This is a genomic window from Microcoleus sp. N9_A1, assembly GCF_036701795.1.
Taxonomy (GTDB): Bacteria; Cyanobacteriota; Cyanobacteriia; order Cyanobacteriales; family Microcoleaceae; genus Microcoleus.
In genome coordinates this window covers 27,829-54,532 of record NZ_JAUBRI010000026.1, presented here as the reverse complement: position 1 = coordinate 54,532, position 26,704 = coordinate 27,829, and the positions used below count along the sequence as shown (strand labels likewise).

18 protein-coding genes are annotated in these 26,704 nt (G+C 45.6%); 8 read left to right on the top strand and 10 right to left on the bottom strand.

The window, feature by feature from the left end; all coding sequences use genetic code 11:
* Window positions 1–47: 47 nt before the first annotated feature.
* Both QUA58_RS14290 and QUA58_RS14285 read left to right on the top strand, forming a co-directional pair.
* Window positions 48–509, top strand: coding sequence for a DUF29 domain-containing protein (locus QUA58_RS14290; RefSeq protein ID WP_333251632.1), 462 nt, complete (start codon window positions 48–50; stop codon window positions 507–509).
* A 33-nt stretch (window positions 510–542) separates the two neighbouring features.
* Window positions 543–1,193, top strand: a complete 651-nt coding sequence (locus tag QUA58_RS14285; RefSeq protein WP_333251631.1) for an ABC transporter permease — start codon at window positions 543–545, stop codon at window positions 1,191–1,193.
* Here the strand turns inward: QUA58_RS14285 and QUA58_RS14280 are convergent.
* Entirely contained in the window at window positions 1,180–1,815 is a 636-nt protein-coding gene (locus QUA58_RS14280; protein ID WP_333394595.1) for a DUF1802 family protein, read from the bottom strand. The two genes, QUA58_RS14285 and QUA58_RS14280, sit on opposite strands and share 14 nt — an antisense overlap.
* Window positions 1,816–2,184: 369 nt before the next feature.
* On the opposite strand from QUA58_RS14280, the gene QUA58_RS14275 reads away from it, so the two are divergent.
* Window positions 2,185–2,319, top strand: coding sequence for a hypothetical protein (locus QUA58_RS14275; protein ID WP_333394594.1), 135 nt, complete (start codon window positions 2,185–2,187; stop codon window positions 2,317–2,319).
* Window positions 2,320–2,520: 201 nt separating this feature from the next.
* Here QUA58_RS14275 and QUA58_RS14270 read toward each other — a convergent pair whose 3' ends face one another.
* The 7 genes from QUA58_RS14270 to QUA58_RS14240 form a co-directional block, all read right to left on the bottom strand.
* Entirely contained in the window at window positions 2,521–3,801 is a 1,281-nt protein-coding gene (locus QUA58_RS14270) for a glycosyltransferase family 4 protein (protein ID WP_333251629.1), read from the bottom strand.
* Window positions 3,802–4,035: 234 nt separating this feature from the next.
* Window positions 4,036–4,761 (bottom strand): class I SAM-dependent methyltransferase, encoded by a 726-nt coding sequence (locus tag QUA58_RS14265; RefSeq protein ID WP_333394593.1) that lies wholly within the window; start codon window positions 4,759–4,761, stop codon window positions 4,036–4,038.
* 225 nt (window positions 4,762–4,986) lie between these two features.
* Window positions 4,987–10,380 carry a glycosyltransferase gene (locus tag QUA58_RS14260; protein ID WP_333251627.1) on the bottom strand — a complete coding sequence of 1,798 codons (5,394 nt, stop codon included), beginning with the start codon at window positions 10,378–10,380 and terminating at the stop codon, window positions 4,987–4,989.
* Between the two features lie 48 nt (window positions 10,381–10,428).
* Complete coding sequence (locus tag QUA58_RS14255) at window positions 10,429–11,928, bottom strand: methyltransferase (protein ID WP_333251626.1); 1,500 nt, start codon at window positions 11,926–11,928, stop codon at window positions 10,429–10,431.
* Between the two features lie 15 nt (window positions 11,929–11,943).
* On the bottom strand, window positions 11,944–13,356 hold the full coding sequence (locus QUA58_RS14250) for an ABC transporter ATP-binding protein (protein ID WP_333251625.1): 1,413 nt from the start codon (window positions 13,354–13,356) through the stop codon (window positions 11,944–11,946).
* Between the two features lie 134 nt (window positions 13,357–13,490).
* Window positions 13,491–14,342 carry an ABC transporter permease gene (locus tag QUA58_RS14245; protein WP_445243665.1) on the bottom strand — a complete coding sequence of 284 codons (852 nt, stop codon included), beginning with the start codon at window positions 14,340–14,342 and terminating at the stop codon, window positions 13,491–13,493.
* A 181-nt stretch (window positions 14,343–14,523) separates the two neighbouring features.
* Window positions 14,524–15,063: a hypothetical protein gene (locus tag QUA58_RS14240; RefSeq protein WP_333251624.1), complete on the bottom strand. Its 540-nt coding sequence runs from the start codon at window positions 15,061–15,063 to the stop codon at window positions 14,524–14,526.
* Between the two features lie 71 nt (window positions 15,064–15,134).
* Between QUA58_RS14240 and ruvB the strand changes: the two genes are divergently transcribed.
* Window positions 15,135–16,235, top strand: coding sequence for a Holliday junction branch migration DNA helicase RuvB (gene ruvB, locus QUA58_RS14235; protein ID WP_333251623.1), 1,101 nt, complete (start codon window positions 15,135–15,137; stop codon window positions 16,233–16,235).
* Between the two features lie 55 nt (window positions 16,236–16,290).
* Here ruvB and QUA58_RS14230 read toward each other — a convergent pair whose 3' ends face one another.
* Both QUA58_RS14230 and QUA58_RS14225 read right to left on the bottom strand, forming a co-directional pair.
* Window positions 16,291–16,755, bottom strand: a complete 465-nt coding sequence (locus tag QUA58_RS14230) for a hypothetical protein (protein WP_333251622.1) — start codon at window positions 16,753–16,755, stop codon at window positions 16,291–16,293.
* Window positions 16,756–16,793: 38 nt separating this feature from the next.
* The gene (locus QUA58_RS14225; protein ID WP_333251621.1) at window positions 16,794–18,086 is read right to left on the bottom strand and encodes a TAXI family TRAP transporter solute-binding subunit; all 1,293 of its coding nucleotides are present in this window, start codon (window positions 18,084–18,086) and stop codon (window positions 16,794–16,796) included.
* A gap of 164 nt (window positions 18,087–18,250) precedes the next feature.
* On the opposite strand from QUA58_RS14225, the gene recN reads away from it, so the two are divergent.
* The 4 genes from recN to QUA58_RS14205 all read left to right on the top strand — a co-directional run bounded on the left by recN (window position 18,251) and on the right by QUA58_RS14205 (window position 26,562).
* The gene (recN, locus tag QUA58_RS14220) at window positions 18,251–20,005 is read left to right on the top strand and encodes a DNA repair protein RecN (RefSeq protein ID WP_333251673.1); all 1,755 of its coding nucleotides are present in this window, start codon (window positions 18,251–18,253) and stop codon (window positions 20,003–20,005) included.
* 600 nt (window positions 20,006–20,605) lie between these two features.
* Complete coding sequence (locus QUA58_RS14215) at window positions 20,606–23,800, top strand: GAF domain-containing protein (protein WP_333251619.1); 3,195 nt, start codon at window positions 20,606–20,608, stop codon at window positions 23,798–23,800.
* Window positions 23,801–24,541: 741 nt separating this feature from the next.
* Window positions 24,542–25,090 (top strand): inorganic pyrophosphatase, encoded by a 549-nt coding sequence (locus tag QUA58_RS14210; protein WP_333251618.1) that lies wholly within the window; start codon window positions 24,542–24,544, stop codon window positions 25,088–25,090.
* A gap of 158 nt (window positions 25,091–25,248) precedes the next feature.
* A complete protein-coding gene (locus tag QUA58_RS14205) occupies window positions 25,249–26,562 on the top strand; it encodes a serine/threonine-protein kinase (RefSeq protein ID WP_333394592.1) in 1,314 nt (437 codons plus the stop codon).
* The last annotated feature ends 142 nt before the right edge of the window (window positions 26,563–26,704 follow it).

Sequence of the window (26,704 nt, the reverse complement as noted above, 5' to 3'; positions counted from 1 at the left end):
CAAAAATTTGATAATATAGTTTTAGTAACTAAGCTGATAATCAAACGATGCACAGTCTTTACGAGACAGACTTCTATGCTTGGACGCAAGAACAAGCCAAGTTACTTCGCAAGTGTCAGTGGAGTCAACTTGACTTGCCAAATTTAATTGAGGAGATTGAATCTTTGGGCAAACAGGAACGTCAAGAAATTAGAAATCGTTTGAGCATTTTGCTGGGACATTTGCTGAAGTGGCAATATCAGCCCCAGCAGCGGAGTCGTAGCTGGCTGTCTACAATTCGAGTGCAGCGGCGGGACACTCAGAGACTGATACAAGATAACCCAAGTCTGAAACCTTACTTGCAAGAAGCTTTCCAAGAAGCTTATCAAAACGGTAGAGATTTGGCAGTAGGAGAAACCGATTTACCTCTCAAAACATTTCCTCAAAATTGCCTTTACAGCTTAGAGGAAATTCTGGATTCTCGCTTCTATCCTGGTGAACCAAGTCCTGAAATGGAAAATGATTTATAAGATTGACAGCAATCAGTAATAACCAATTACCCAATGATCAATTTTATCAACCGCTATGGCGCTGAGATAATTCAGCGCGCCAGTGAACACTTATATTTAGTAACTGTTGCAATTTTTATCGCTATTATTGTGGGGATGCCCCTAGGAATTTTAGTCACCAGAAAACCCAAATTGAAAAAGCCAATTTTGGGATTTGCTAATATTATGCAAACAATTCCCAGTTTAGCTTTGTTTGGCTTGCTAATCCCGGTGCCAGTAGTGGGTGGAATAGGCGATCGCACTGCAATCATCGCCCTCACTCTGTATTCTTTACTGCCAATTATCCGCAATACTTATACTGGTATTGTCGGCATCGATCCAGCGATTACGGAAGCCGGAAGAGGCATGGGAATGACTGATATACAACTGTTATGGCAAGTGGAAATTCCCCTGGCACTGAGCGTAATTCTGGCGGGCGTGCGAGTTGCAGCAGTAATTGCGATCGGACTCGCTACAATCGCCGCTGCAATTGGCGCGGGTGGCTTGGGGGTGTTTATTTTTCGCGGCGTTGCTACCGTCAACAATCAGTTACTTTTGGCTGGGGCAATTCCGGCGGCTTTAATGGCCTTAGCTGCGGATTTTGGATTGGGTTTTGTAGAAGCGCGCCTCTCGAAAAGTACCTTAAAAACTATTAATGAGGACTAAAATCCTGGCTACCTTCCGTCAGCGTTGTCACTCTCTGCGAACCAGAAGCATTCGCAGGATTTGCTATCAGATTGCGGATTTCATTTGAGCGTTCAAGGTACTCTCGATCGCTCAAAACAGCTTGGCTTCCCTCCAGCGAAATAGCATCTGCCAAATCGATCCAAGAACGGCAACCGCCGTATTCAGGAATGTAGGGAATTTCGCGGATTTCTGCAAGGCGGTAAGCCCGCAGCAATAAAATATAAATGGGCTGAGTTTGTTTCCATTTCAGGCGATCGCTAACAAATTCTTCATTCCAAATATGATAAGGAAACAGCGCAGTAATGGCTGGTTCCCAAGCTACCAAAAAAACATCGGTAATCTCCGCCCAACTGCCAATTCTAATAACTTCAGGATGCCAGCCAGATTCGACAGTTTTTACTTGCTCTGCAAACTCCGGTTTTAATAAATCCGGCTGTTGGTGTTCAAAAGTTGGATACAGCAAAACCTGTTTGTCACCAACATTAAACTGTCCGGCTTGCTCGCGAATTCCCCCCTTCCGCAACAGCACAATCGTTTGACCTTGTTCCAAAGCATTAACTGCTACATTCCATTCTTTCAGCGCCCTAGTAGTTGATTTCATAAAAATTTAGTTGGGTTTTAACAATAGTAACAAAAATCGGTACTTTCAAGCAAGTACAGCCACTTTTTTCTGTTAAAATTGGCGTCGTCCTGACTATGCAGGACTACCAGCTTTTTTACGTCAGTTTTCACCAACCACTACCAAGATGGTTGATGTAATACTTGCTACTGCGCTTGATTTAGTCAATATTAAGCACTTTAAAAACTGGTTTACAAGCTGCTGCTACTGTAGTTCATGAGCCTGGAATCCGCTGTATTTTAACTATTTTCTCACGAAACTCAATCGAATAAGCTTTCATTTTTTTCGCTAATCTACTCAATACAGTGTATCATATATACATGGAATCTGCTGTATAAAAGAACAATTGAAATGGTTAGATTTGATAATATAGAATGGTTGAGAGATGCGGTGCAAAAAGAATTAGAAAAGTTAACAAATGAAGTCATTGCTTCTTTGACGGGATATCCGTTCATTTTAGAGGCTATATCTGTAGCCGAACTTTAGGAAATTGGTATAACATAGATTTTTTTTGCAAGAGGTCTATTGCTCTGGAAGCTAGTTTGCGACTAGCCTAGAAATGATTAACGGACTGCCTTCCATTATGGAAGGCCCGAAAATAAGCCGGACGGGCGGGACGCCCATCCCACAAAAAAAATCAAAATCATCCCGCTATTATGCAGCGCGTAGTCCTGACTAACTTTATTGCTAAATTCTCACTGCAAAAGATGCTGCTAATTCCCGTTCTGGTTCCATACCAACTGTAGGTGGCATGGAACGATTTGCTACTTGCTCGATCAATTGTAATTGCTGCGGCAGCATTTTAGTTAAACTGTAGCGTTCTAGAGCGGTTTGACGGGCTTTGACGCGAATTTCTGCCATGCGGGTAGGATGGTCTAAAACTTCGTCAATGCGATCGGCTACTTGTTTCGGCGAGAAGTAATCGACGATTAAACCGTTCTCTCCGTCGCGGATAACTTCTCTCACGGGCCCGGTGTCGGAACCGATTACTAAACATCCTGCCGATAAAGATTCAATCATCGACCAAGATAGCACGAAAGGTCTGGTTAAATAAACGTGTACGTCCGATGCTTGAATTACTTTTAAATACAGTCCGTAAGGTAGCGGCCCAACAAAGTGAACTCGCGACATATCTAGCGGCACTTTTTTGAGCATATGGTCTTTGTAAGACTCGCCATTTGGTAACGAACGGCCGTAACAAACTCTGTCTGAACCAACAACAACTACGTGACAGTTGGGGCGGCGTTCTTGCACGTAGGCGATCGACTCAATGAACTCTGGAAAGCCCCGATAAGGTTCCATTCCCCGCGATACATAGGTAACAATTTCATCAACGCCGGACAAATCTAAGTTGGGTAAAATTAGTTTAGCGCCTGGATCGGGTTTGAAGTAATCTGTATCTACGCCGTCGTGGAGTACGGACAATTTTTGCTGCAATTCTGGGGGAAATTGCGATCGCTGCCAGTATGTAGGCGACAAACCCCAATCGCAAGAGTATAAATCGATCAAAATCGGCGCATTTTTGATTCTAATTCTCGCCATGTCGTCAACTGTTAAAGGTTCCGCCGGATCAAAATCTGCGTCGGAACCAATAGAGTGATAAAACCACTCGAAATAACACAAAAGCGGCGTATTTGGAAAAGCTTCTTTGACAAACAGTGTCGGCCCCCAACCGGAATGTCCGCAAATAATATCGGGTACAAAACCGTCTGCTTTGAGTTGTTCTGCCATTCTAAACACGGCTTGTCCGTAGATGACGGCACTTTCTAAAGGGCGGACGTATTGGTGAGTCTGCGGGTTAGGTTCGCGGCTTGGTGTAAATGCTGCTTTGCGAACGCCGGGAATGTTCCATTCGGGACGCTCGTTTTTAGTGCCGAAAACAATCTGATTTTTGGGATCTGCGCCTAAAGCCGTGATTATGTGGCGGTACTGGGCGGGGAAGTTTGGGTGAAGAAATAATGCTTTCATTGACTGTTGTCTGTTGACTGTTGACTGTTGACTGTTGGCTGTTGGCTGTTAACTGTTGACTGTTGACTGTTGACTGTTGAATGTTGTCTGTTGGTGATTCGTTAACTCTTACCAATAACAACTAACTAATGACTGATGACTCCTAACTGATGACTACCAAGAGGGCCCGCACGGGGGCACCGCCCCTACCAACTGACTCCTAACTAATGACTAATGACTAATGACTATTGACTCCTAACTACTGACTGGCGCTTTGCAGATCCAGACGCAATCTCGCGGGACAGATTCGGTGTTTTTCAGGATGATTTCATAGTTTAAATGGTTGAGAAATTTTTCCATAATTGTATCAGTCATTACTGAGAATGCAGTGCCATCTCTGCGTCCCAATAAGTTTTTATCCCACTCGCTGGCGAATTTTTCCCAGCCCAATTCGGTGAGAATATTGCCGTGGTGAAAGACGCAAAGGCGATCGCCCCGCAGCAGTTTGGGAATGCGTGTTAGGTAGTTGAATATGTCTACGGGTTCTACGTGTACCATTGTATCGTAGCAAAAGCAGACATCGGCTGCACCGGGGGTGATGCCGTCTAATGTTAAACCGTCGAGTTTGACGTAGGAAACGCGATCGTCTCCCAAGCGCGATCGGGCGGCTTGCAGCATTTGACTGGAAATGTCGGCGCAAATTAGGCGATCGCAATATTTCAGCAGCAGGGAACCAGTTTTTCCGCCACCGATACCAATTTCTAAAACCCGATGTTCTTTTTTGATGTACGGTGCAATAAATTGCTGTTCGATCAGCGCTTCGTATTCGGTTAAGGAGTTGGCGGCACCTGCAGCTTTACCTATCCATTCGTCGCCAATATGGGCAAGTTCGGCATTAGTTTTTTGCCACTGTTGGGCGTAACTATCCCATGCGGTTTCATAATCTACTCTTGGGCGATCGGTCATTTTTTCATCATTCATTTTTGATTGTTTTATAGTATAGATGTCTGGATTTTCAATATGTTCCGCAAGTCTTCATTTCTCATTCCCTGTGCTACCAATTATATCAAATCCGGTCTTCATTGGAATGATTCATCTCTCCATTCTCTCCCTCTGTGTCCTCTGTGTTCTCTGCGGTTTAATAATTCCGGTACAGCCGGATTTGATATTACCAATTATCAATGCCCAATGCCCCATGCCCCATGACTAATCACTGCTGAAATATGCTTCGCAGAAAATCTCTGCATAAGCTTGAGTCATTTCCTCAAAAGTATTGAGTGAATCCAAGACATATTTAGCATTTCCCGCTAACTGCTGCCGCAATGATTTATCCTCCAATAAACTCATCAAAGCTGCAACTAATTCGTCCGGGCGATCGGGTGTATAAAACAAACCGTTAATTCCCGGTCTGACTTGTTCCTTAATCCCAAAAACCGGCGATGTAATAATTGGTAAATCGCAGGCCATCGCCTCCAAAATCACTCTCGGAAAACTTTCTATCCTAGAAGTGCAAACAAAAATATCCGCCGCTTTATAATATTTTCCCGCTTCCCCAGTTTCTGGAACTACTGTCACCCTTTGCCGCAACTCTTCCGGCAATTCGCCCACCATATCAGCTAATTTACTGCTGTAAATACTCGGCCGATCGCCCACAATGAAACACCTGATTTTATTGTGCCATTTTTCAGGTAAAAGCGAAAGTGCTTTAACTAAATCCTGCTGGCCTTTGCGTTCGCACACTGTCCCCAGCAACAAAATTACCACATCTTCGGCTGCAACACCTAAACTTTTTCTAGCAAATTCTGAATTATCCAAATTTTCCAGTTTGCTCAAATCTAAGCCGTTATGAATCACTGTAAAATTGTAGTGGCTGTTGAGAGGTAAATATCTGTCCCGCGTCGCATCCGCCACAAAAATTACCTTGTAAGGAAAGCGAAAACATTCCAAAGCTCTCGCCGCAATCTCCGAACCAAACCTATTAAAATAAGTTTGCCACGGTTCGCTTTCGTGCACGTTCCACACCGTCGGAATTCCGATTTCTTGGGCCGCATCAACTACAAAGAAGTTTTCTAAAGTATTGGCATAAACTGCATCTACTTTTAAACTTTCAATTTCCTTGCTAAAACTGCGGATAGCTTCATCGTAAGCATCGCGCTGATAGATGTGTTCGAGGGGATTGTCGCGCACAATGACTTCAATTCCCTGTTGTTCGTAAGCTTGACGCAGGGGCCCGTCTGTGGTGCAAAGTACGATCGGCAAAATCGCACCCTCAGCCGCCAATTTCACCGCAATTTCGTACTGATGCAGCGGCGCGCCCGTAAAATCCAGCGAATTGCTGCACATCAAAACTTTGATAGGATGAATCAGATTCTCTGCTTCTCCTACCAACAAACCAGCATCAGCAAATTGTAACTCTCCCTTGTCCCTTCCATCAGTGACATCCGTTAAATCCGTTAAATCCGCTACAAAATCCGCTGCCAATCCGCCATCCGTTACATCCGTTACATCCGTTACATAATCCGTTGCCGAACCTTCTTCCTTCATAAAAACCCGTCGGGGTTGAATATGAAAATACTCATCTTCCAAAGACAAATGAGGACTGTAAAAACCATCATTTTTCCTCGCATACTTGCGCCTAAAAGCTGCAACTTCTTGAGGATTGTCAGTAAAACCTCTAGAAGTTCCCTCCTTGTGCAACAACTCCGCATCGGGACAGTAAACGCACCGATAACCGAGTTCTAACAATCGGTATCCATAATCTGCATCATTGTAAGCAACAGCAAAATTCTCCTCATCAAAGCCTCCCAATTCTAAGAACAATTGACGCGGAGTAATCGTGCAAGCGGCTGTTACCGCCGAGTAATTTCGCGTTACCATCGCTTGAGAAAGATAACCTCGATTGTCGCTGTTCATCAGCTTAAAAGCGTGACCCGCTAAACCGTGATGGAGGCCGTGAATTATGCCCGCGTGTTGAATTCTGCCGTCGGGATATAACAGCCTCGCACCGACTGCACCCACAGCAGGAATTTGAGCGTATCCGACCATTTGACTCAGCCATCGCGGGGTAATTACTTCAGTATCGTTGTTCAAAAACAACACGTATTCGCTGTCAACTTGTTCGACAGCGCGGTTGTTAATTGCCGCAAAACTAAACTTTCCTCCAGGATTTTTGATTCGTAAAACTTGACAAGTTAACTGATTTAAATATTCCAGGGTTTTTGGATCGTCGCTTTCGTTGTCAATGACAGCAATTTGATAATTTTTGTATGTTGTAATTTCGAGAGAATCGATACAGGCTTTCAGCAGTTTAACTTGATTTTTAGTAGGAATAATCAAAGTTACTGACGGGCCATCATCAGGGAAATCTTGGGCAAATATGCCCAAATTTTCTTTGATTGCCCAGGCGTGCTGAGCGACAGTTCCCTTAATTTTTCTGCGGTTTAGTGCGTCTTGAATGGCTTGTTGACCTGCGGAAAAACTGGATGGTTTCGCGGCGCCAGATACGGCTGTAGAACCTGGTGCGGTTCGCCAGTGATAAAGCACTAAAGGCAGGTGGGCGACGCGGCGAGAAATTTCGGTTGCTCTTAAGGCAAAATCGTAATCTTGCGAGCCTTCAAAACCGAGCCGCAAGCCGCCTATTTGTTCAAAGATTTCTTTTTTGACGGCGCACAAATGACCGAGATACATATAGGAAAGCAGCAGTTCCGGCGACCATTCTGGTTTGAATTGCGGGGCGAATCTGCGACCTTTGGTGTCGATTTTGTCGTCGTCTGAGTAGAGAAAGTCGGTGGTTGGATGCGCGGCAAAATGTAAGGCGACTTCGCCTAATGCGTCGGGAGTTAGTTCGTCGTCGTTGTCTAAAAACAGGATGATGTCGCCTGTGGCGAGGGCGGCGGCGCTGTTGGTGGCGGCGCTGATGTTGCCGTTTTCTGTGCGAAATGTGATGCGGATACGATCGTCCTTTGCGGCCCAATTTTTCAAAGTTTCAGCAACCCTAGCGTCGGTACTGCGATCGTCGGCGATGCAGAGTTCCCAGTTTTGATAAACTTGATTGATTACGCTGTCGATCGCACTTTCGAGAAAATCTATCTGCGGATTGTAAACTGGCATTACCACCGAGATTTTTGGCAGCGCTTCCCCACAGGATTTTAGCCGAGAAATCAGGTAATCGCGCGCGCGATCGTTCCACTGATTCACCTGCAGCCAAGCATCATACCTATCAATCGGTGAAGCAATCACAAAACCCGCAGGCGGCAGCAAATCTCCCGGCGCAGTAAACTGTTTTTGCTGCTTGTAAATCTTCCCAAACTGACGCATCACCTTCACAATTTCCCAAGGCATCGGCACAATTCTGCCGAGACGCTGTTTTCTCTCCCTCGCCCGCTGCCGAATTGCCTCTACAAAACTCGAAAACTCCTCAAATTTATCAGCACTTCGCTGCCAAATATCGTAGCGCCGCACAGTCAATATTTTCGGTGCTTGAAAATACAAAATTTCCCCGTTTTCTAACTCGGCTTGCAGAGAAACGTGCCATTCACCCGGAGGCAAATTGACAAGCGCCTCAAAGCCGCTTTCCGAACTGTTAACCCAGTCAGGAAACACTTCGCCGACATCTTTTCGGCGCAAACCGTAGGCGCATTCTACAGAAGTATCGCCGCACAAAAGACTTAATTTAGCAATTTTGCGATCGTGGTGGCAACACCAACCCGCAAACAAAACTTGACCCTGACGCTGTTCCCACACCACCGGTACATCTAACGACGCTTGAATCGTTGAAACTAACAGCGGATAAGCTGCCAAAAAATGCCATTTTCCTCCCTCGTCTTGCGCTTCCAACAACACCTCATGCCGTCCGGCGGGGGCTTGCAATTCAATTGTAAAACCCGATTTTTTTGCCGACTCAATATTAGAATACCAGCAAGCTATGTCGCTTTTTTCCCGACCGTAAACAGCGGCAAAACTCTTATTTTCAATTCGGGCGCGGACGGCTTTAATATTTTTTTTTGTGTTAAAAACCCAGCCCACAATTAACAGGTGGGAATCGCTAACTTGCCAAGTAGTTGGTTGGTCTAAAGAAAAAACAAATCTTGGGAACAAATCGCGGATTTTGTGCTTAAATTCCCACCATTTTTCTCTAAGTTTCCACCAGTCAGAAGACTTGATTGCAGAAAGTTCAGCCTGGATTTTGGCATTTTCCTGCCGCGATTGTTCCAAATATTGCTGAGTTTGACTCTGGACTGTTTCCAAGCTCAATAATTCAGCTAATTTTTGATCTAATTTAAATTCTTTTTCTTCAAACTTTACCTGAGTTTTTCCTAATTCTGCTTCTAATTCTAAGATTTTTGTTAAGGCTATTTTAAATTGCGATTCTTTGCCGGCAAGCTGTACCTGAGTTTCCCCTAATTCTGCTTCTAATTCGAGCAGTTTTGCTAAGGCTTCTTGAAATTGAGATTCTTTGCCGTCAAGCTGTACTTGAGTTTCTCCTAATTCTGTTTCTAATTTCAAGACTTTTGTTAAGGCTTCTTGAAATTGCGATTCTTGACCGTCAAGCTGTACCTGAGTGTCTCCTAATTCTGTTTCTAATTCGAGCAGTTTTGCTAGGGCTTTTTGAAATTGAGATTCTTTGCCATCAAGCTGTACTTGAGTTTCTCCTAACTTCGTTTCCAATTCCAACACTTTTGCTTGAGCTTGTTGAAATTGTTCTTGCCACTGTTTGACTTCTAAATTGCTGGTTTTTTGTTGTTTTTCCAGCAAGCGGATTTTGAGCCAATCTTCAAAAGGCCCGACAGGAGATACTGGAAAATGAATAATTTGGTCATTCGACAATTTAGATTTGCTGCTGAGATTGCCGGCTTTGGTTTCTAAAACTTGATATAGTTCTAATGCTTCGGGAAAATATTGTTCTATTAAACTCGGTCTATGACTTTTAACAATATCGTTGACTAATAAAGATTCTTCAAAGTTGTCGGCTGCGATCGCACTTAAGTTAACGTTAAATTTTTCGTTGACTCGATCGATAAAAAATTCGGGAGTGTTGCCGATCGGGTAAACGTTGGCCAGCAGACAGCGATCGGGAAAACTTTCAAACAATTCTAATACTTGTTGGTTGTAGTGCAGCCACATTTTTACTGCCATTTCGGGATGCTGCAGCAAGCTGACATCGGTTCCCCGGCGGTACAGCGAATCGACTACTTCCCAGGGCGATCGATAAACGCAGATAAAATTAGCTTCGGGGAGCAATTTTAACCAAAAATCCCAAAACAAGGCGGTTCGCGGGTCTTTCCAGCCCCAATGCTTCTGAGTTTGTTGATTTTGGTTGATCGCCCGTTTCGCAATTTCCACGTATTCCGCTGCTACCGGAATCGTTTTTTCCAACGTACAGCCGAGTTCATCTATGCCGTGCGATCGTAAAACACTCTTGTGAAACTCCACAAAATCAACATTCTCGAAATGACCTTTCACATTTCCGTCGGCCGGGCCCACCAACTTTTTGCCAATATCAACCCCGACTTTCTGAAACAAAGAAGCCGTTAAAGACGTACCGGAACGGTGCATTCCAGTAACAATAAAAACCGACGGTTTGCTGTCATTTGTACTCACAATTTCTCTCCCTTGCCCTAATTCCCACACCCAAATTACTTGCTATCGCTACTCTCCCGCTAAGCCCAGGGATCGCCTGACTTGAAACCACGCGCTTCTGATCTTCCAGAACTTGCTGCTTTCCATTGCTAAAACTCGACACTTCGCTTGCTCTAGTTCTTGATTGAGATTAATTAGCTGATTTTCTGTTTTCTCCAACTGCATTTGCACCGATAATAAGTGATTTTGAGTTTTCTCCAACTGCGTTTGAGCTAAAACTAATTCAGTTTGAGTTTCTTCCAACTTCGTTTGAGTAATCATTAACTTACTTTGGCTTTGCTCCCATTCTATCTTAGCCGAAGCTAACTGAGTTTCGAGTAATTTTAGTTTTGTCTGAGTAGACCCCAATAAAGACTGCGATTGCCTTTGGTTAACCAGCGATTTAACCGTGCAAGTTTCCAGAATCCATTCCAAACCATAGTTATTGATTGCTTTGACTATTAACACATCCTCCAACGCCACGGTATTTTTTAGTAAATAACACCTCCAACCCGACTGCAAAGCCCCATCAGTTTCAAAATATCCAGCCACATCCGGGCGATCGTAAAAAGGCTCGCACCTCTGTACAACCTCGCCGTTTACCAGCACTTGCAGCTCCTCAACTCGACCGTCTAAATTCACATCAGCTACCCATCCTTCTAGATACAAATTCTCCTTATTCGTAAAAGCAGCAACATCAATATATCCTTCCGGGTGATGATGGAATTTCAACTCCGAAAAATCTCTAACTAACTCATTTGTTACAACATACAAATCCTGAAACCTGCATATGCCTTTTTTGATGCGGTGAACAAAAGCTTTGCCTCCGCTAACTCGCGCGACACATTCTCTCACAAACTTTTCAGTTACATAAGTTGTGCCGTATTCCTCCTTATCTAAAGACTGGCTTTCGCTTTGAGGACTAAACAAAATACCATTAGCTGGCATTTCTATATTGGCTAGGCGCAAACACTCATCGTGAACGCTGAACATCAAAATGCCGTTAGGAGTCAACAAATCGTACAAATTTTGCAACCAACTTGTAAAAGTTCTTTCCGGCATATGGCTGAAAAAAGAATTAGCCAGAATGCAGTCAAACTTGCGGTCAATTAAATATTTTTCTGGTTTTCCAGTTGAGACAATACCGTTGACGCCCAAGTATTCAGTTTGAAACTTAACCGCGTTAGCATAAATATCAGAAACCCAAATTTGTTCGGGCGGTATTTCCTGAATCAAAAACCTGGTAAATCGACCGTAACCGCAGGCAAAATCCAGAAAAGAGGGTACCTTTTCAAAACTGCCAAAATGCCAGTCCACAACTTGTTTAACCGTATCCAAGATGCGACGCCCGATCGAATAATAGCGCACCAAAGCTCGATCGCGATCGTCTTTGACGTTGTTCAAGCTGAACAAATACATTTCATCGTCTTCGCAGATATTCAGTTTAAAATTTTCGGGGAACTTAGCTTGATCTTGAATAAATGCTTTGATTACGGGATTTTCGACTAAATCTAAATTGATATCGCTCATTGTTTTTACAGAATTTTAGATAACCTCTGTTGACTGCTCTTTCACTAGAGAATCAGCATTAACAACAGTTAAACACGGTTCGATCAGCAAGTCAACGATGCCGTTACCGCAGGACTCAGTACAAGACTGAACTCTAAACATCGCCACATCAACGCAGCGATCCAGATAAGTTAAATCTCCATCTACCGTTCCCACAACCCCAGCATTCAGAAAATAAACACCCGGATTCAGCAAACATTTAAAATGAAACTTCACTACAATTGTCGTTCCCGCTTCCACATACCTAACTGACTGAGTAGAAGCCTTCAAAGAAGCACCCGCCAACTCAAAACCGCTAATTGTTTTAATCAACATTCCAAACCTAACTTTGGAAGTTGACCGGGAGAAAGTGACAGAGTAAGTATAAATATAATCTTGACGGCCGAGCAAGTGATTTACCACATTTCCCTTCAGCGTCTCGATGTGGGGGTTGATAATTTCTGCTCCGCGAGACGGATACCTTACCGTATTCGACGGTATCATCCCCGGATCGTAAAATTCATCGTAATATTCCTGGGGTTTGGAGAGATGTTGCTCCGGTTTAACTTCCCTCTTTGTGCTTTCTAAATTAGCATCCTGAATGTGGTCTTGACTTTCCTGTTTTGTCAGTTGGTTCAGAGCTCGAATATCTGACTTCAACCCCAAAACCTGATCCGGATCGGCATAAATCAGCTTTTGATACTTAGAAATTACCACTTTCGGCGTGTGAGCGAGCAGCAATTCACCGCTATCCATTAAAATCGCCGACGTACAAAGTTGCACCACAGAAGTAGCAGCGTGAGAAACAAATAAAATTGTTCCGCCACCTTCCTGAATGCTTTGCAAGCGGGCAAAACACTTGCGTTGAAAAGCTTCGTCGCCCACCGAAAGCGCCTCGTCAACCACCAAAATATCTGGCTCAACGCTAGTCGCAACGGCAAAAGCTAGCCTGACAAACATACCGCTAGAGTAAGTTTTGACTGGCTGTTCGATGAAATCGCCAATATCAGCAAAAGCAGCTATATCGTCAAATTTTTCTTCAGTTTCTTTTTGATTGAATCCCAGTAACTGAGCGTTAAAAAACACATTTTGTCGCCCGGTAAATTCCGGGTTAAACCCGCTTCCGAGTTCCAACAAAGCGGAGACTCGCCCTTTAACATCCACGCTTCCTGCGGTAGGCGTTAGCGTCCCTACAATTATTTGCAGGAGAGTGCTTTTCCCCGAACCGTTGCGACCGACGATTCCCAGAGTTTGTCCTTGAGGAATTTCCAGATTGATGTCGTGTAGGGCCCAAAATTCGTCAGCAAGTTTTTTGCCGGGGTAAATAATTTCCTTTAAGCGGTCTCCTGGACGATCGTACCGCTTAAAGCATTTGGAAACATTTTTTAGTGAAATTACATTTTCTGTCATTGGCGGCAGTCAATCGATTTTAGATTTTAGATTTTAGATTTTAGATTGACTTGAAATCTCAAACATATTTACAGCACAATCGATTTTAGATTTTAGATTTTAGATTTTAGATGGACTTTCGCTCTCAAATAAATTTACAGCACGTCAGCAAAAGCGGGACGCAAACGCCGGTAAACCGCCAAACCTCCACAAAATATAGCAGCAGAAATTAGCGTGGCGACACCCCATTCGCCCCAATGCTTAACTTCTCCAAGCAGTATGAGATCTCGATAAACCTCCGAGATGGCGGCCATTGGATTTAGCCAAAATATCCACGCTCGCCACTCTTGGGGGATGATTGATGCTGGGTAGACGATCGGCGTCAAATAAAACCAAAAATTTAGAATAACACCTAATGTCTGAGGAATGTCTCGCAAAAATACAGTCAAGCCCGCTGTCAAATATCCCAAACCAGCAGTTATCAGCAACTGAGGTATCCACACCAGCGGCAGCAAGCATAAAGTAGCGTTGAGCTTTTGTGACGACACTGCTACTATCACAATCAAAGCTGCTAAACCCAGAGAACTTTCAATAAAAGCTGTAAAAATCGGCACTAGGGGCAGCAAACCGAGAGGAAATACCACTTTTTTTACTAAATTCGGCTGCCCCACCACCGATACTCCCGACTTGATCAAACCGCTGGTGAAGGCAGTCCAAGGCAGCAAACCTGCAAACAACCAGACTCCAAATGTAATGTCGCTGTTTTCTGGGAAGCCTGCAAGGCTGAGCTTTACCTTGAGGACGATCGAAAATACATAAGTGTAAATCACCAATTGCGATAGCTGATTCAGCAGCGGCCACAAATTGCCCAGAATCGAGCCTTTGTATTGAGCTTCCAAGTCCCGGCGCACCAATGTTGCCAGCAGATTCAGCTTCGCCCACCGCCGGGGCGTATTTCTGGGCAGCCTGCCGCCCAGCTTTCGGGCCTTTTGGGCAACTCCTTTCACAGTTCTCTGCAATTTTTTCGCCCTCGTTCACTAGCTTCACACCTAAATCAACTCAAGCTACAATTGTGCAGCTTTTGCTAAACCGCAATTATTCCACAGCCCCGTCGTTTTGATCAAGCATCTGCCACCTTGGCTTGGGCTTCTTCCTTCTTTCTTCTTTCCCCTTCCTTCGGAGGTTATTTTAGCCGATCGCCGATCGCACTGCCGAACCGATCGCTAGTTTTTGCTCGTTGTCGTAGCCCCACCGCTGGAAAAATTTTTCATACTCGCCGTTGGCACTCTGCAAACTTTTTAGCATTTGCGACGCTATAGTTTGACAGGCTGGCATTTGCAGCATTTGAATTAAATTGCGCGATCGCTCCTGCACTCTAGCAGAATCGGCCGCCATTTCCTCCTTTTGCTGGCGCGAATGATGTACAACCATCGCCGCCGACATCGCCAAATTTTTCACCAGCAGTTCTGCTACGATCTCAGGAGCCGATCGCAGCGCCTCGACTACTCCGGGTGATGGCTGATCTGCCTCCTGTCGATCGTCCGTTAGATAGGTGACAAAAAACCCCCTAGCACCGTTCTGTGTTTTCACCAGAGATGTAACAGCTTGCCGGATGTCGGCTTGTAAAAGTCGATCGGCCTCAATAAACGACAGTAAAGATTGAGTCAGCTCGATCGCCCCCTCAAAAGTTATGCTTTCCGATGCTAATAAAGAAGATGGAATACTCATAACGAACTCAATAATTGTCAAGATTCTGCCAATAATTGTAAACAATTCCCGCTGCCCGATCGCAGATAAATATGGCTATTATCTCCTCCAAACAACAGCCCTCCGACCAAAATCTACCCGAAGACATAGCCCCGACCCGTCGCAAAAAAGTGGCCAAACCCGAGGCGGAATCTTTGCTAGAATCGCAAGAACTACCCGACGAAATCAACAGCAAACAAGACGACAAAATCCGACCACAGCGGTTAGCTGAATACATCGGGCAAAAAGACTTGAGAGAAGTTTTGGCGATCGCAATTGCCGCAGCCAAATCGCGGGGCGAACCGATGGATCACCTGTTACTGTACGGGCCGCCTGGGTTGGGAAAAACCACAATGTCGCTAATTCTAGCAGCAGAAATGGAAGTTGAATGCAAAATCACCACAGCCCCAGCTTTAGAAAAACCGCGAGATATTGTTGGATTGCTGATCAACCTCAAAGCAGGCGACGTGCTGTTTATCGACGAAATTCACCGTTTATCTAAAGTTACAGAAGAAATCCTCTATCCGGCGATGGAAGACTGTCGGTTAGATATTACGATCGGTCAAGGCAAAAGCGCCAAAATCCGCAGCATTCCCCTGAAACCCTTTACCTTAGTAGGAGCAACCACAAAAGTCGGGTCGCTGACAGCTCCATTGCGCGATCGCTTCGGCTTGATCCAAAGATTGCGCTACTACGAAATAGACGAACTTAGTCTAATTGTCCAAAGAACCGCCCAAGTTCTCGACACTCAAATCACCCCAGAAGGAGCCACAGAAATTGCCCGCCGAGCTCGCGGAACGCCCCGCATCGCTAACCGTTTGCTGCGGCGAGTTAGAGACTACAGCGAAGTCAAAAATTTAAAGCCAATCAATGCCGAAGTCGCCTCAGTGGCCCTAGAACTGTTCAACGTCGATCCGCTAGGTTTGGATTGGACAGATAGGTGTCTTTTGACAGCAATGATCGAAAACTTTAACGGCGGCCCGGTGGGTTTAGAAACTCTTGCAGCTTCCACAGGAGAAGACACTCAAACAATTGAGGACGTGTACGAACCGTACTTAATGCAAATCGGATTTTTGCAGCGGACAAGTCGGGGCAGAATTGCCACAGCGGCTGCTTGGAAACACTTAGGTTTTGTCTCACCTAAATTATTGTAGGGTACGTTAGATGGAGTGTGCTTAAATAATCATCGAGGTTGGGTCATGTGTTAATTCAATGGGAATAGTGAGTCACAATCCATTCGGCATATCGGCGGACATAATCACAGGAGTCGTTGGAACAAGCTAAAGCTACTGCGAGAGTTGTCTGAAGGTCAAGGTGGAGAGCAAGTCGCAATTGATCTTTAAACTGTTGGGAAAAATGACCAGAATCCAGACGTTCGGTGATGCAAAAAACGAGGCGTTGGCTCTGCGATGCAGTCAAGGTACAGTGCTTGAGACGACGACACATCCTGGCACGCGCTCTGCCATGCCCAGCTACTCCCACTAATGTGTCAGCCTCCACAAACAGAATACACATTTCCACTGCCTCGGAGTCGTCAAGCAAAAGCCGATCCACAAACTCATGCAAGCCCTGCCGACTGTAGTTCATCCGGGCGTAGCTCGCTTCTTTGGCTATTTTAGTGGATTTTGATTCACTCTTTTTACGGAGGCGATCGCAAAATCTGGAAGTAGCCATAAACAATTAACTTGATATATGTCTATAATAATCAATCATCAACTATCCGCAGCCAGCCGTAACTCCCGCAACATCTTTTCTCGCTCGCGCGCAATTTTTATAGCAGTTTCCCAAGTAAAAGTAAAAGCTTGAAAAGATTCAGAATCAATCCGATCTTCATCCAAATCCACAATCACTTGATTAAAAATATCAAATAACTCTGCCTGCAACCGATCGATTTCTTCCAAAGCTTTCGCTTGGCGAATTTGTTGGATCAAACTTAAAATATCCAAATTAAATTTATCAGCTCGATTTTTTTGTTTCTGCAAAAAGCGCGATCGCAACTGCCAAAGCCAAGAAGCCAAAAGAGTGCCGATGGACAAAAACAAACCGATAGCATCAGAATTAGCAGCAACAAAATCCGGCTTTTCGCGATCGTAATAAGCCTGAGCCCCCTCATGAACGGGCAAAGACAAACTCCCGCTGCCTCCCGGCTGACTAATCATAGCTCCCAGGGAATTAGCAGCTACCAAGTTGCGGCGGTGCTCGAACAAAATTCGCGTAATTTCCTTGACGATGATCGGATCTAGATCCTCCCCAGCCAGCAGATTAGCCTGCACTCCAACGCTGGGTAAATCCGCATCGGGAACCGCAGGATCTGCCTTGTAAGTACCTTTAGGAATCATATCAGCTTCCAGATAAGGCACTTTAATTCTCATCGCAGCTCCTTGGTCAATCGGCACCAACTTGCTCGGGGTATTTTGCAACAAATCGCTAACAACATCGCTCCCCGGAGGTAGCACCCTAAAAATAGCATCAACCTCGCCACTAGCAAACAACTTAGTAGCATCATCCCAAGAGCCAGCAGTAAATTTAAAATCGCTTTCTTTCAAACCGTAATGTTTGCTAACCAACCAAAAAGAAGTGTAAGAACCGCTGCCTTCAGCCATTAGCGCAATATTTTTTTCCTGCAAATCAGCAACATTTTGAATGCCAGACTTTTCCGAAACAATTAAGTGAAAAACCTCGTTAAACAAAGCAGCCACTACCCTCGCCGAAGCCCCCCCCTGTGTATTGTTCTGCACGATCGCTAACTGCACCTCATTTGCCTGAAGCAGGCGCATATTTTCCTCAGCACCTTGACTCTCAATAACTCGAATTCGCAGACGCGGATTTTGTTGCGTAACTACCTCAGCAATTGCCTGCCCGAAAGGATAATAATTCCCGCTTTTCGTTCCAGTCGCCAGGGTTAATTCATGGACTCGCTGCTTGTCTTGGTGCAGATTCCACCCAAAAGCTCCAATCAAGACAACACTTAATAGAGCAATGGGAAACAGAAATTTATTTTGCATTAAGGTTGAGACTCCATCAATAATGGCAAAATCAAAAGTATTCTAGTTAAAAATGAAAATTGGACTCGGGAAATTCGACGCGCCCGATAGTGGAGGAGCCAATGCCCGATGCCCGATGCCCGATGCCCAATTCCCAATTCCCAATTCCCAATTCCCGATTCCCCATGTTAATATCCCTCAGAATAGAAAACTTTGCCCTAATTGACCGCCTGGATCTAGACTTTGGCCCGAGTTTGAACGTATTTACAGGGGAAACCGGCGCTGGTAAATCGATTATCCTAGATGCGATCGATGCAGTTTTGGGCGGGAAAGTCGATCGCCGATCAATTCGCACCGGAGCAGCGCGGGCAATATTGGAAGCTACCTTTGAATTGGACAAAGCCGCAGCTTTGTGGCTGGGCGAGCAAGAAATCGAACCCATAGACGGAAATTTAGCCGTTTGCAGCCGGGAAATTAACGCATCAAGCGGTGCTCTACGCACCAGATCCCGCTTGAACGGAATTCTCGTCAACCGCCAGTTAATGGATCAACTGCGCGATCGGCTCGTCGAAATTACCGCCCAAGGCCAAACCGTCCACCTCGGACAAGAAACCCTCCAGCGAGAATGGCTCGATTTATACGGCGGCAAAAAGCTCACTGAAGCTCGATCAACAATCACCACAGCCTGGATCGAAGCCAACAGCGCCAAAACAGCCCTCAAACGCAGGCGTCAGTCGGAACAGCAGCGACTGCAAAGACTTGATTTGTTAGAATACCAAGTCCGAGAACTCAGCGAAGCCAACATCGAAAACAGCGACGAACTCGCACACCTAGAACAAGAATCAATCCGCCTCGGCCACATCGTCGAATTGCAGCAGCAAAGTTACAAAGTTCACCAAGCCCTTTACCAAAACGATGGCGACAGCGCCTCAGCCGCCGACTTGTTGAGCAAAGCCGAGGAAATTTTAAGCGATATGGCAGTTTACGATGCCCAATTGCACCCAATCCTCGAAATGGTCAGCGATGCTTTAGCCCAAGCCACAGAAGCCAGCCGGCAAATTAGCAGCTACGGCGAACAATTAGAAGCAGATCCCGAAAGACTCGAAGAAGTAGAAGATCGGATTCGCGAACTCAAACAAATTTGTCGCAAATACGGGCCGCTCAAAGAAGCGATCGCCTACTACCAAAGCATCCAAAACGAACTAAATGAACTTTTAGAAGGAGGCGAGTCAATGGAAGCCTTAGAACTCGCATATCAGACCGCTTTAGAGCAATTAAAAGACGCTTGCAGCCACCTCACCACCCTGCGACGCGAAGCAGCCCTCAAACTAGAAACGCACCTCGTAGGAGAACTTAAGCCGTTAGCAATGGAAAAAGTGCAATTTCAAGTCGAGATATCGCCTTGTACCCCAACCGCGACCGGTGCCGACCAAATCGCATTTTGTTTCAGTCCCAATCCGGGCGAACCTTTGCAACCTTTGGGCGCGATCGCCTCCGGGGGAGAAATGAGCCGCTTTCTACTCGCCATCAAAGCCTGTTTTTCCCAAATAGAAAGTGCGGGTACGCTGATTTTTGACGAAATCGACGCCGGAGTCTCCGGGAGAGTCGCCGGGGCGATCGCCAAAAAACTCTACCAACTTTCCGACAAACACCAAGTTCTCTGCGTCACCCACCAGCCGCTGATCGCCGCGATGGCTGATTTTCATTTTCGTGTCAACAAACAGACGATCGAAGCAGAACCAAGTATCGAGGAACCCGCAGCCAACTCCGAACCAGTCGAACGTACAGTAGTCAGAGTTGCCGCTCTCAACAGTGAGCAGCGGCGGGAAGAACTGGCCCAACTCGCCAGTGGCCGCTCAGCAACAGAAGCCATCGCCTTCGCCGAATCCCTGCTTGTCGAAGCCGCCGGATTGCGCCAAACTCAGTCTGCCAAACCCTAAGCAGACCCTCAAGCCGATCGGGGGGTTAAAAGGCGGAGTTTTTTCAGAGTCGGAGGTTACACTAAAAATATCAACCGCAAATTTTACAAAAAAAAGCTGAAAACCCCGTGAATTTAGTGGGATGAAAGCTAAGAGCAGCAAAATAAAGAGAAATTCTAGTTAAAAACCACAATTGTGTAGAGAAGGGCACACATCACTAGCAACTGGTAGTGTCACAATTGCCGCTAGTCCCACAACGCCACCCCTCTTTCAGCAGTCTTCCCGCCAGTACGCATTCATGTTCCTGCGGGCTATCGGTTCAAAGATCGGCAGAACTTACTTAAACCAGGCACGCACAATGTCAAAATCAGTTAATAAACCATTTAAACAGGATTCGCATTCTTTCAAAAGAGTGCAGCAATGCCACAGCAGCCTTACCGTCGCACCAGCAGTTCACCAGCAATCCCAACTGAATTGGCCTTTCCCTGTGGCCGGAGTTCTGTAAACTGGGAAATACTTTCACACATAATTGAGTTTTCTGCGACAGGTGACTCATTAATGAACTTGCCCGCTCTCCTAGCTTAGAGACTAACCCTTACGCTTAAGATTCTGTAAAGGTCTATGAAATCTGCATCTCCCACCAATTACTCTTCTCTGGACAACGTGATAGAAGTCGCTGTTGTCGGCGGTGAAAATCATCATCAGGAACATTATTCTCCCCCTCCCTCTCCCCCTAGCAGCAGTGCAATTATCCCGCGCCAAGGAAACCTCTCCGGCATTCTCGACCTTCTAAATAAGCAAAGTTTCACAGTAGTAGTTAAGGAAGTAGAAGACAAACTTAAGGTTGTCAATCAAACCCTGGGAATGCTCGACAATATCCTGGAGAGCGAGGGATTTGATGCCATCCTCAACGAGATGTTGCAGTCGATTACCCTCAAAACAGGGGAATTGCTGAGTGCCGATCGCAGCACGATATATTTATTAGATGACGAAAAAAACGAACTCTGGGCGATCGTCGCTAAAGACGAAAATGGTAAAAACCTAGAAATCCGAGTTCCCGCCCATGTAGGTATTGCCGGAGAAGTAGCCACAGACAGAAAAGTGGTTAACATCCCTTACGATTTTTATAACGACGAACGATCGGCAAACGCCCAAAAAATGGATGAAAGAACGGGCTACCGCACTTATACAATGCTGGCAATGCCCCTGATAAATGAAGAAACAAACGAGTTAGTAGCAGTCGTTCAACTGATTAATAAACTCAAACCGAACCACGAAAATTACCATAATTTTGACGAACAAATCGACAGGACAGGATTTACTGAAGAAGACGAACAAGTTTTTAAAGAATTTGCTCCCTCAATTCGCCTAATCCTAGAATCTTCTAAATCTTTCTACGCAGCCACTCAGAGACAGCGGGCCGCCACGGCGCTGATGAAAGCCGTAAACGCCCTTTCTAAGAGCAGTCTAGACTTAGAAGATACCCTAAAAAGGGTGATGGATCAGGCTCAAAAACTCATGAATGCCGATCGCAGCACCCTCTGGCTGATCGACGAAGACAAAGACGAACTGTGGACAAAAATCCCGATCGGCGGCAACCTGAAAGAAATTCGCATACCCAGAACCGCCGGTTTTGCAGGCCAAGTCGCCCAATCCAGCCAACCCCTGCTGATTCCCTTTGACGTGTACGACGACCCCCGCGCCGGCACCTCCAAAGAAGTCGATCAAAAGTCCGGCTACCGCACTTGCAGTATGCTGTGTATGCCAGTGTTTAACTCCGACCAAAAATTGATTGGAGTTACGCAGTTAGTCAACAAAAAACGACAAGGAGAATTCCCTCCCTACAACCCGACAGATTGGCCGCACGCCCCCGAACAGTGGAAAGCGAGTTTCAATCGCAACGACATGGAATTTATGGAGGCGTTTAACATCCAAGCCGGAGTGGCGCTGCAAAACGCCAAACTTTTTGCCGAAGTCAAACAGCAAGAACAAAGACAAAAAGATATGCTAAACGCCCTGACTAACGGCGTGATTTCTACAGATAAAAAAGGCAATATAGTAGCGACAAATCCCAGTGCCCAAAAATTACTGGGTGTCAGCGATGCCGAATTAGCCGAAGGTCAATCTTTGCGCGAGTTAATTAAGTTAGAAAAAGGCGATTTTGCCAAATGGTTTGATGCGTCTTTGTCTCCAGAAGACGATCATGACCGCCAGCAGTATTACCCAGATCAAGTTTTGCTTACCTTGGAAGGACAAGGACAGAGTATCAATCTCTCCATTAATTCAATGACTGACGCTACCGACGCCAACAAGGTCAACGGCGCGTTAGTCGTCATGGAAGATATTAGCAGCGCCAAGCAAATCAAAAATTTGATGTACCGTTACATGACTCCAGAAGTAGCCGAAGCTTTGTTAGCTTCAGGAGATACTGGATTGGGCGGCAAGCGCAAAAAAGTTTCGGTGCTGTTCTCCGACATTCGCAGCTATACCACACTTACGGAGAAATTGCAAGCCGAAGAAGTGGTAGTGATGCTCAACAAATATTTTGAAGTGATGGTAGATGTCGTATTCGAGTACGGAGGGACTCTCGACAAATACATCGGCGACGCTCTGATGGCAGTTTTTGGCTCTCCAGCGCCCCTAGAGGATCATGCTTGGTGCGCGATGCAAACCGCAGTGAAAATGCGGGCCAAACTGGCAGAGTTCAATCAAGATCGCGTGGCAAATGGCGAACTGCCGATCGGCATTGGTATGGGCGTGCATTCCGATGAAGTTGTCAGCGGCAACATCGGTAGTAGCAAACGCATGGAATTGACTTCTATAGGAGACGGCGTAAACCTCGCCTCTCGCTTAGAAGGCGCCAGCAAACAGTACGGCACCGACTTGATTATCAGTGACAATACTTACAGAGATTATGCCGATCGGCTCTACGTGCGAGAACTCGACTTTATTACTGTCAAAGGCAAAAGCGAACCCGTAATCGTTTACGAACTCGTCGGCATCCGCGAGGGATACTCGCCAGTGGGCAAGTCACTAACCGAAACACAGCAACAAATTATAGAACATTACACCAAGGGGCGCGAACATTACAAAACTCCAGTTAGCCAAAGACTCTCAGAAAGTGAGGTGAAAAACATCTTAAATGAGGTCGCCTCCATGCCAGAGGCAGAGATTAAGAAACTGCCCCCCAACAATTTTGTAGAGCAACAGTTGGAACACGAACTCAAGAAGCTGTTACACCAACTGAAAAAGCTATCAGAGTACGACCCGAAAAACCTGTGCGAAGCAGACAAACTCATCGTGCTGTTGCAGCCAGAAATCCAACTGCTGAAATTGGAAGGCATCAAAAACCTCTCGGAAGACGAAGCCAAAATGCTGCTGCAAGCAAAAATCAAGCCCCTCTCGGAAGACGATATTAAATACTTGCAAGAAGGCGAAGTTAAAAAGCTCTTGGAAGCAGACATCTTAGAACCATCAAATCCCCAAATCAAGAGGCTGAAACCCGCAGAGATCAGGCAGCTATTGCAGGCGAAAATTAAAAGTCGGGCCTGCGAGACAGTTGCAGAAATGTTAGATGAGGAATTTGAAAACCTGGGACTCGATCGGGTGAAAAAGCTACTGAGCGAGTTTAAGAAAGCTTTAGAACCAAAAGCCAAGCAAGCCTTTAAAGACGCTGAACGCGAATTTGACGCGGTTCTGAAAATTGACCAGAAAAACAAGGCAGCTAAATTGCACGTCGATCGCTGTATGTTATTTCAGCATGCGTTTTCAGACGTACTCAACTGGGATGGTGTGTGGAATCTCACAGAAAAATAGCAGTAGCCCACAGCAAATGCTGGCGGTGGCGTCAGGGTTCCGGGGGGGCGATCGCGATCGGGGGTGCGCCTCCCATCCCACCACCAATTAACCTTAATATCCTATTGAGATAATTGTAAATAAGCTCCAACAGGTATTATGGTTATCAGGAAGATGGGTTTAAAACCCTGTCCTTTTAGGACGGCTTTGTATTAAAATGCTGAATACTCAAAGGATCTTTAGGCTCAAGACACGTTGAAACAGCTACGATGAGAGCAAACTTAAAGACAGCTAGAAGGGCAATGGTTGACTCTAACCCGGAAGGCAAGAGTAAAAGTCGCCATAGGGCATTGGGAGACTTTAAACGGACAGGGAGGGACTGTAAGACTACTTCGGTAGCAAGACCCGATGAACTGTCAAGAATCACCGCTGAAGAGAACTCGGTGAGTATGTCAAATAACCGGATTTGAATTTGCAAGCGAGATGCCGGGGGTTTAGCCCTACGTGTTTCCTTCGCACTACCTACCGCAACAAACTTAGCACTTCTATTATTTGAAGCGCTTAAAAATAGTTATGACTCGCGGCAGCGTTACCCGGTTTCTGAGAAAAATCTTGGAGAAAGGCGACGAAACATCCGCTCAAAAACCGGGTTTCTCACCCCGCCCGCGTAAGTCTTAATAGCGTTAGCTGCTCCTAAAAAGAGCTTCCTTCGCAGATAATCAATGTTCTAGTCTTAGATATAGAAAACCACTAGCGTCAGTTATGGATAATTGGAATTCGCAATCGGGAGATGTTGAGTGGGTAGATCAGGTTTACCAACTATTGCTGGAGATTGCTCGGAGCTCCCTGTCAGATATCCCCAGAATCCCGGAAAATATTACTGTTAAGGCTATTCCTCTGATCCAGAAGGTACAAAGCATTCAGCAAAGGCCTGACGGGCAAGTGTTCAAATCCGGTTCCTTTTCAGTAAACGATCGCGAATGGGTCGATCGAGTCTGCCAACTATTGGTAGAACTAACCAGCGCGTCTTTGTCCGAACAGCCCAAAATGCCGGAAAACCTTGCAGGCAGATCTTTAGCCCTAGCTGATCGAGCACAAAAAATTAAAGAAGATATTGAAGAAAATGCAACCCAAACCCCAGCCGATGAAGATGACAATTCTTTACAGTCTCCAGACGCGCTGCTTTCCCTCTTGCACCACAGTTTGAAAACTCAGCGCGCCAAAAGCTATAACCCCGATGCCCCCGAATGGCAGCAAGTCTTGAGCCTGCTCGACGTAGTGCAGTCAATTTACAAGCAAATTCAAAGTTAAATTCAAGCTTAAATCAGGCGCATCTTTATTGTGCGAGATCGCTGGCTTTTAAAGGCGGTTGCTCTTTGACAGAAAGTTTTTTGCCATAGCCCGAACATTTCCGATTATTGCATTTTTGTCAACTAAACTAGGTTTAATTGGTTCTAGGGCAAGAGAACATGAGCGGACAAAACATCGGCGATTTGTCAGGAGAAATATTAGCCGATCGCTATCAGTGCGATCGGCGGCTCGGCAAGCAAGCAGGAAGGCAAACATTACTCGCCCGCGACTTAAAAACCCAACAGCAAGTAGTAGTCAAACTGCTCTCATTCAGCAGCGATTTTAACTGGGAAGACTTAAAACTGTTCCAGCGAGAAGTCGAAACCTTAAAATCCCTATCCCATCCGGCAATTCCCCAATATCTCGACTCCTTTGAAATCGACACTCCCAGCCGCAAAGGATTCGCCCTAGTTCAGACTTACATCGAAGCCAAATCCCTACAAGAATATCTTTCAGACGGCCGCAGCTTCAGCGAAAGCGAAGTCAAACAATTAGCAACAGCATTACTAGACATCCTCGCCTACCTACACCAGCGACAGCCCCCGGTGATTCACCGCGACATTAAACCCAGCAATATCTTGCTCAAAAATCGATCGGGCAACAGCGTCGGGGAAGTCTACCTAGTCGATTTCGGTGCAGTTCAAACCCTAGCAACCCAACAAGGGAAAACAGTCACCGTTGTCGGAACTTATGGCTATATGCCGCCCGAACAATTTGGCGGGAGGGCGGTTCCCGCTTCCGACTTGTACAGCTTGGGAGCAACCTTAATCGCCTTAATTACCAAGCAGCATCCTGCCGACTTGCCGCAGAAAGATTTGCAGATCGAATTCGAGCAAATCACCCAACTAAGCCCCGCTTTTACCAACTGGCTGAAGTGGATGACGCATCCCAGTTTAGAGCGCCGTCCCGCCTCAGTCCAAATAGCAAAAGAAGTTTTAGAAAAACCACAGCAAATAAAACAATATTCCCTGCCATTGAGACAGGGAAAAACCGTGAACACCTTTAGCTTGTTCAAGAATGCGATCGGGCGCAGCACTTGGACAGGCTCTCTAGCTCTAGGAGTTGGTGTAGCTATTCCCTTCATCTTCATTATGCCCCCCGATCAGATAACTATGACAGTAACCATGGGCTTTTTTCTCGGCTTGCTGCTGGGGTTGGGGAACGGAATAATCGTAGGAATCGTGACGCGCTTGTGGTTTTTTCCTTTAACTAATCCCAAACTTCACCGACAAGTTTTAAATGCAATTAGTATCGTAATCTGTACTTCGATAAGCATCGTCTTCTTAGAAAAGGTGGGGGGATTCAATGGTAGAGCAGTAAGTGCCATACATTATTTTATCTTCGTACTTGCACCGTCGATAATTGCAGGACTATCAATGCGGGCAACTAGCAAGTCTATTGCCCGGTGGTATCAACAAGAAAGTGAACTTTAATTTAAAATTTAGATAGGACTTACGCACTCCGACCAAAGAAATCAGGTTTTTACTAAAATACTTCATTGCAACCGCCAGACTCACTAAAAAACCAGGTTTCTGAATCCCGATGATAACCTCAAGTTAAAATAAAGCTAAAAAA